We start from the raw sequence: 7,534 nt of genomic DNA, 5'->3' as shown, positions 1-7,534 counted from the left end.
TGTTGTATCTGAGGTGAATTTTTTTGGAGGTACTCCAAAATATTGGGTTGATGGGTATGTGGTTCTACTGGTTCTGGTGCAAAGATTGTATTTATTTGAAAGAGGTATATAGTATGTACCGCGTTGATCCATTTAATCTAAGTCTTCCAATGAAAAATAACCCAAATCACGAATACATAAATCTCCTGGTTGTAAGGTATCTAGGCACTCCGTACCAAATGTTTTGTCATTATTTTTTCCTGGTCCAACTTGAAAGTTAAGAAATTCCCCACTGTGTAGATCATATTCTAATTGGATTTTGATTCCAGCTTTTTGAGCACATCCTCCAGAGCCTGGATATACATTCTCTAAAGCATTTGGCACTTGAAATACGGTGGCATCTAGGATACGAATTCGTTGGAAATAAGAGAAGAAATGGTTAGAAATTTGCGTTTGTTCACATACTTTTTGTTGTAACAGTAAAGAAAAAATATGTTGTAAAAACAAAACTGCTTTTGTATTTAAGCGTTTATTTAAGCCCTCAGGGCTGAGTAGAGTGCCTGTCGCTGCATGAAGCCTACTACATAATCGAACCAAGGGGGCACTTGCCACCCGTTGACTCATCCAAATAAAAATAGTAGCTAAGTCTGAGCCAGAAAACTTGCGTTTTCGTTTTACAAACCCAAGTTCTTTTGCTAGTTCTTCTAAAAATACAGGTGTAACATATTGCTGTAATTCTTCCGCAAATGCTTGTAGTTCATCTTGAATCGAGAAATTCATAAGAAAACGTTATTCTTTCTAATCTAGCTTGTTTAGAAAGAATAACGTTTTTTAGTACTTAAGAGTATTAAAATCTCTTAAGTTTATGGGCATGTATGGTGACCCCTATTATAGAAGCTACTTTGAACGTAAGGGATTTGTAAGGAATAGGTAAGGAAAAAGAGATTTTCATTGTGTATGATCAAAATATAAATAAGCATGAAAGGCGGAACAGATATATGATTTCTACTGCTGACGACTTAAACAAATTCTTCTCTTACTTATTCAGTGGCAAATGACTGAAGGAACAGCAACTAAAACAAATGCTTACTACAGTTCCTACAGGAAGAAAAGGAATCGATGGATAGAGTCTTGCAATCTATGAAATTAAGCTTCCAAACGGTGTCTCAATATGGGGACACCGAGGCGCCATTCCAGGGTTTACTACTCTTGTTGGAGGTAAACTTGGAGGTAAGCATACGTTAGCCATCAATTTGAACAGCTTGGATAAAGCTGACAGTCCTGATTTTTATAAAAATATTTTACTTGCTGAATTTAGCAAGTAGGCAAAGAGGAAAAACGGATAGATTTTGTCATATTTTTTATAGTTAAACAAATAAGTGATGAAATCGATCACTTATCTAAGGAGGCAATTCTCTCATGAAAAATAAACTATCTGGGGTATTAGCCGCTACATTGGCGCTAACGATGACCCTACCAACAGGCGCGATGGCGTCTTCTAGCAGTAAGACTCCGGTTGTAGCTAACCAAGAAGTTGCTAGCCAAGAACTGGAGAAGATTGCGACAGATAAGGCTGCCCTACTCACGGAGTCCCATGGGACGACTAGCGTGCAGTATGCGCTGATTGATAATGGCAAACTTATTTTGTCGGGGCAGACAGACAAGAACGATATGAAAAGGAAACAGTCGCTGACTAAAGATACTCTATACGGGATTGGTTCAGTCAGTAAAATGTATGCAGCAACGGCTGTAATGAAATTGGTCGACGAAGGAAAAGTCGATTTGGATGCTCCTGTCGTCCACTATGTTCCTGATTTCAAGATGAAAGACGAGCGGTACAAAAGCATTACGCCGCGTATGCTGTTAAACCACTCCTCCGGCTTGCAAGGTTCCACGTTAAGTAATGCATTTTTATTTAACGATAATGATACCTATGCCCATGATGTCTTGTTGCGGCAATTGTCCAACCAGAGCCTGAAGGCGGATCCTGGCGCTCTCTCGGTTTACTGCAACGACGGCTTTACGCTGGCTGAGATTTTGGTGGAAAGAGTCAGCGGTATGAGCTTTACCGAATTTCTACATCAACGGTTTACAGAACCCTTAAAGCTGAATCATACGAAAACGCCGCAGGACAAATGGGAAGGCGAAAAGCGGGCTGAACTTTATTTTCCGGCGTACCAAGGGCAACTTCCCATTGAATCGGTGAATGTGATTGGTTCGGGAGGGATCTCTTCCACGGCAGAAGATATGGTACGATTCTCACAATTATTTATGGGACAGGGAAAAGGGATCCTCTCTGATAAGGCAGTCAAGGCGATGGAGCAAGAGGAATATAAAAAAGGAATGTGGCCGGGGGATGGAGATAATATTTTCAACTATGGTCTTGGCTGGGATAGTGTGAAACTATACCCATTCAGTGAATATGGGATAAAAGGCTTGGCTAAGGGCGGCGACACGTCACTGCAACATGCTATACTGGTCGTGCTTCCGGAACAGAAGATGGCAGTGGCTGTGTTGTCATCCGGCGGGCAAAGCTCTACAAATCAACTACTGGCAACTGAATTACTGCTCGCCGCGCTTAAAGAGAAGGGCACAATTAAGGACATCAAGCCAAACAAATCCTTTGGCAAGCCGGTCAAGGCCAAGATGCCTCAAGACGTAGCGAAGAAAGCGGGCTTTTACGGCAATAGCGACAGTCATTTCAAAATAGAAATTACGAAGAATGGAGAAATGTTCTTACCATCTAATCGAGAAGAAAAATATGTATATACTGCGAATGGAAGCTTTATTAATGAGAAGGGTACTTCCAAGCTCAGCTTCGTCACTGAGAAGAATGGAAGAACTTATTTGAAGGAGAGCACATATAAATCGACGCCAGGCTTAGGGCAAAATGTGATGACTCACTATTTAGCCGAGAAACTAGAAGACAACGTGCTATCGAAGAAAACCGCTGCCGCATGGGCGAAGCGGGAAGGCGTCAAGTTCTATCTCGTGAACGAGAAATTTAGTTCTATTGAATATCTCGTTCAACCGAAACTTATTACCACACAAATTACTCGCAAGGAAGGCCTGGCGGGCTATTGGGACGGCAGAAAAATTACAGGTCCGAACACCGCGGCGCATCAGCTCCAGATTCCCGTGATGAATGGCCGTGATACGACGGAAACTCATTTCTATACAGAAGGCGGCAGTGAATATATGGAGATGGCCGGATTGTTATACGTAAGTGGATCCAGCGTAAAACCGCTTGATGCAGGCCAATCATCCAAAGTTACGCTGCAAGCAAATGGGCATGCGAAATGGTTTACGATCCCGCAAGCGACAGCAGGAAAAACGATGACCGTGGCGTTGCCATCGAAGAGTTCGTTCGCGGTGTATGATGAGAAGGGAGTATCCGTCAATTTTACCGTTGTGAGCGGCAATAACAAAGTAAAACTGCCGAAGAACGGAACGGTTGTATTTGCTGGCGCGCCGAACTCGGAATTTGCAATCACGTTGAACTAGCTACAATTCAAGATGGACTTCAGCAAAACCAGTACGACACAGAAGAGGTGTTTTGCTGGTTTTGTTTGTATTTACGTATGATCTTTACGAAGAGGCTTTCCACGAATAATATCACGCTCAAACTCTGCAAGAACAGCTAGCATACCAGTTCTGGGCAATCATCTTTTGCCCCACTCATCTTCTCGGTGTAAATACGTTCGCAGCCGGCATTATGATGTACAAGCCCTATACGATGCAGGAATTATCCGAGGTGTTTCGGCTACTAAGTTTAACCAACATGGCACACTCACACGTCAACAGGCTGCACTTATGTTAGAACGAACACTAGAATATCTAGGTGTAGAAAAAGAGTCAAATACAGGGCCCTACCACACATCCATCAACTTAAGAAGAATAAACGCCACCAAAACAAAAAAAGCCCCAAATTTTTCTTGAAAATAAGTTGGGGCTTTCGAACCAGAAAAGTATATTTTTAACTATGAAAACTACGATAAATTTTTCCTTTTTTCCTACTTGCTAAATTCAGCAAGTAAAATATTTTTAAAAGGATTAGGACTGTCAGTTCTACCCAAACTATTCCAATTGACGACCAACGTATGCTTGCCTCCAAGTTTACCTCCAACAAGAGTAGTAAAGCCTAGAAGGCCACCTGTGTGTCCCCATATCGAGACACCGTTTGGAAGCTTAGTTTCATAGATTCCAAGACCATATCCATCGATTCCTTCACTTCCTGTAGGAACTGTAGTAAGCATTTGTTTTAGTTGCTGTTCTTTCAGTAATTTTCCACCGAGCAAGTAAGAGAAGAATTTATTTAAGTCGTCAGCAGTAGAAATCATATCTCCAGCTGAGCTAGCTACACTTGGGTTATAATAAGTAACGTCTTTTAGCTCACTTGTTCCGTCTGGTTGGACATATCCACGGGCATGCTTGGTGCCTGGAATAACGCTTGAATTGCCAGGTAGGAATGTATTCGATAATTCAAGCGGTTCAATAATCCGATTTTCAATCTCTTCCGCATAGCTGTTTCCGGTTACTTTTTCAATAAGAATCCCCAGTAATACGTATCCTGTGTTTGAATAAGACCAACCCTTTCCTGGGGCAAAGTCTGGGGGCAGAGAAATCCCCATCTTCACTAACTCTTCAGCCATATACGATTTTTTTGTATCCATAAAATCAGCATCTTTTGACCTTGAGTATTCAGCGATACCACTTGTATGGTTCAATATCTGCCGGATAGTAATCTGGTTACCATCATATCCGTTTCCTTGAATGACACCAGGCAACCATTTTTCGATAAAGTCGTCTAGATTCAAGCGGTTCTCTCCAGCTAATTGAAGTACAACCGTTGCGGTGAACGTCTTCGTCACGCTGCCAATGCGAAAGCGAAAATCTGTTTTCATTGATTGCTTGGTGCTTAGATTCGCTATCCCAGCGGCATACCCCCACGTTTTTCCACCCTCAGAAGTTTTAGCAAGTATCCCCGGGTATCCAAGTTGCAATGTATCCCGCATTGCTTGCTTGACGGAATTACGATCTCGTTGAGTGCTTGTTTGTAACGAACTAGATACATTTTGAGTGGGCTCTGCTTTTACAATTGAGGCTGGCGTTGTATATAACAGGGAACTTCCAGCTATTAAAAGGGCAAGACTTGCAAATGTAATTTGACTACGTATTTTCATAAGGCATTCCTCTCCTCTATTCATATTGTATAAGTGTTTGCTTACTGTTCCTTACTTCCTGACAAGACTTAGGGAAAGGCCCTCACTCATATAGATTAAAGCCCCAGTACAAAGGTATCTATCAATACCAACAATTTGAGCCATTTAAATCTCCATCCCTTCTATAACAAAATTATTCAAAGGTATGAAAGCATATTATGTACCCTTAGTTATTGTTAGGATTAACACAACATGAGACATAACCCCAACCCATATTTTACTTTATTTATCCATAATATGTATTGAGAAATAATGTAAATTCGAATCCTTTCCGTACCCCAACTATTGATCGTTTTTTTCACCTATTATAATTAGTTATTTAGAATTTCATAATAAAAAACTGTAGAAAAAATAACGAGTCCCTTAACGTACAGGAAGCGGTTGAAAAATATGTCTAAACGCACAAATTTCTTTTTTTTGATATGGTGACCCCATCGCCATCAAGCTAAGGTTTTGAAGTACCCACTAAATGAAATTTTTCTTTCTCTACAGTTAGTTATTTTGAGAAGTCAGCTCATTTTTTGTTTTTGGGGTGTTTACTTTTCTTAAGTTGATGGATGTGATATGGTGACCCCATGCCCATCAACTTAAGAGATTTTAATACCCTCCAATACAAAAAGACCTTATTCTTTTTGTAGAAATATACAGAAAGGATGACGTTTTCTGTGAATTATGGATATAAATTTATCTTAGGTTGATAGTGATGTATGGTGACCCCATATACATAAATACATTTTGTCGAAATTATTAAAAAGGGGAATTTTTCTATTTGGAGAACTAATAATTGTTTGCCAATATGTATTAGAAATCTCAATCTAAACTAAAGGAGAACAAAATGGGACAAAACAATAAAGGCTTTTCTGAAACAGGGTTGCGCAAAATGCGCAATGTACTGGCGCAGCATGTCGACTCTGGAAAGATTCCTGGGCTCGTCGCCTTAGTCAGCCGAAACGGCGAGACGCACGTCGAAGCGCTTGGAACAATGAGGCATGATGGTGGCGCACCAATGTGTCGGGACACGATCTTTCGATTGGCGTCCACTAGCAAGCCGATCGCAGTTTCACCGGTAATGGTTCTGCTCGACGAGTGCAAACTGCATTTGGACGACCCAGTAGACAAATGGCTGCCCGAACTCGCCGACCGGCAGGTGTTGAAACGACCCGATGGTCCGCTGGAAGAGACCGTCCCAGCATGGCGTCCTATCACTGTACGAGACCTGTTGACCTCCACATTCGGGCTCGGAGTGGATCTCACGTTGATGGGTTCTCCGATCATGAACGCGTTCTTCGAGAGCGGGATATTCGACACGCCAGGGCAGGATATGCCCGGTCCAGATGAGTTTATGTGTCGCCTAGGTGCACTTCCGCTAAGCTACCAGCCCGGAGAGCGGTGGCAGTATCATATCAGTATTGAAGTGCTCAGCGTGCTTGTTGCCAGGGTCACGGGTCAGACATTCGAGTCGTTCCTGCGCGAACGCATCTTCGATCCACTGGGAATGAAGGACACTGGCTTCTACGTGCCTGAGCGCAAGATTGACCGGCTTCCACCTGCCTTCAACCCCGATCCGCAGACAGGTAAGTTCATCGTGTGGGATGAGGGTGCAGGCGGACGTTACAGCAAACCTCCAGCATTCCAAGCAGGCGGTGGTGGGCTGCTCGCAACCGTCGACGATTATCACGCGTATTTGCAGATGCTGTTGAACAAAGGGATGCACGGAACCAAACGGATCCTGTCCCGACCTGCAGTCCAGCTGATGACCACCAACCGTCTTACTCCTGAACAACAAGTATACCGAGACGATTTGGCCAAAAACAACGTCCATTTGTCGTTTGGACAAGGGATACAAGGCGGCTGGGGCTTTGGGATGGCGGTGCGTACCTATCTTGGAGACTACGCGTCTATCGGTCAGTTCGGCTGGGATGGCGGAACCGGCACTGCAGCTTACGCTGATCCAGACAAACAGTTTACTGGAATCCTGTTCACCCAGGTTGGGATGTCCACTCCGGACTCATCGCATCTTATCCAAGACTTCTGGACCACGGTCTACCAAGCAATCGAAGACTGAAACCGAACTTAGGTATTATTTAAAGAAAAACGCCAAGACGGACACATAATCATAGGCTTGGCGTATATTTTTAAAATATCACATTATTATTTCCATATATCCATTTATTTTGAGAATGATGCCCTCAACTGTCCTAGAAAAACTGCTTTTATTAATAGATATTAGGGGTCCTGCCACACATCCATCAACTTAAGGTATATTTTTATACAAAAAGCGGTCTTTTCACGTAGTATTTTATTATCGTTTATAGATGTTATAAAAGTAGGCA

The 7,534-nt window shown here is 42.5% G+C and carries 3 protein-coding genes and 2 pseudogenes; 3 read left to right on the top strand and 2 right to left on the bottom strand.

What is annotated here, in order from left to right; translation table 11 throughout:
- Positions 1-135 precede the first annotated feature (135 nt).
- Positions 136-759, bottom strand: a pseudogene (locus tag CQZ94_RS29555) (IS4 family transposase); the annotation flags it as partial.
- 218 nt (positions 760-977) lie between these two features.
- On the opposite strand from CQZ94_RS29555, the pseudogene CQZ94_RS31570 reads away from it, so the two are divergent.
- Both CQZ94_RS31570 and CQZ94_RS29550 read left to right on the top strand, forming a co-directional pair.
- A pseudogene (locus tag CQZ94_RS31570) lies at positions 978-1,304 on the top strand (serine hydrolase); the annotation flags it as partial.
- 94 nt (positions 1,305-1,398) lie between these two features.
- Positions 1,399-3,483, top strand: a complete 2,085-nt coding sequence (locus CQZ94_RS29550) for a serine hydrolase domain-containing protein (RefSeq protein ID WP_105588288.1) — start codon at positions 1,399-1,401, stop codon at positions 3,481-3,483.
- 509 nt (positions 3,484-3,992) lie between these two features.
- Here the strand turns inward: CQZ94_RS29550 and CQZ94_RS29545 are convergent.
- Complete coding sequence (locus tag CQZ94_RS29545; RefSeq protein ID WP_105588287.1) at positions 3,993-5,162, bottom strand: serine hydrolase domain-containing protein; 1,170 nt, start codon at positions 5,160-5,162, stop codon at positions 3,993-3,995.
- A gap of 874 nt (positions 5,163-6,036) precedes the next feature.
- Here CQZ94_RS29545 and CQZ94_RS29540 point away from each other — a divergent pair.
- On the top strand, positions 6,037-7,266 hold the full coding sequence (locus CQZ94_RS29540; protein ID WP_105588286.1) for a serine hydrolase domain-containing protein: 1,230 nt from the start codon (positions 6,037-6,039) through the stop codon (positions 7,264-7,266).
- The last annotated feature ends 268 nt before the right edge of the window (positions 7,267-7,534 follow it).

Origin of the sequence: Bacillus sp. MYb209 (genome assembly GCF_002975175.1) — a bacterium.
Classification (GTDB): domain Bacteria; phylum Bacillota; class Bacilli; order Bacillales; family Bacillaceae_G; genus Bacillus_A.
This window is presented reverse-complemented; position numbering and strand designations above follow the sequence as displayed.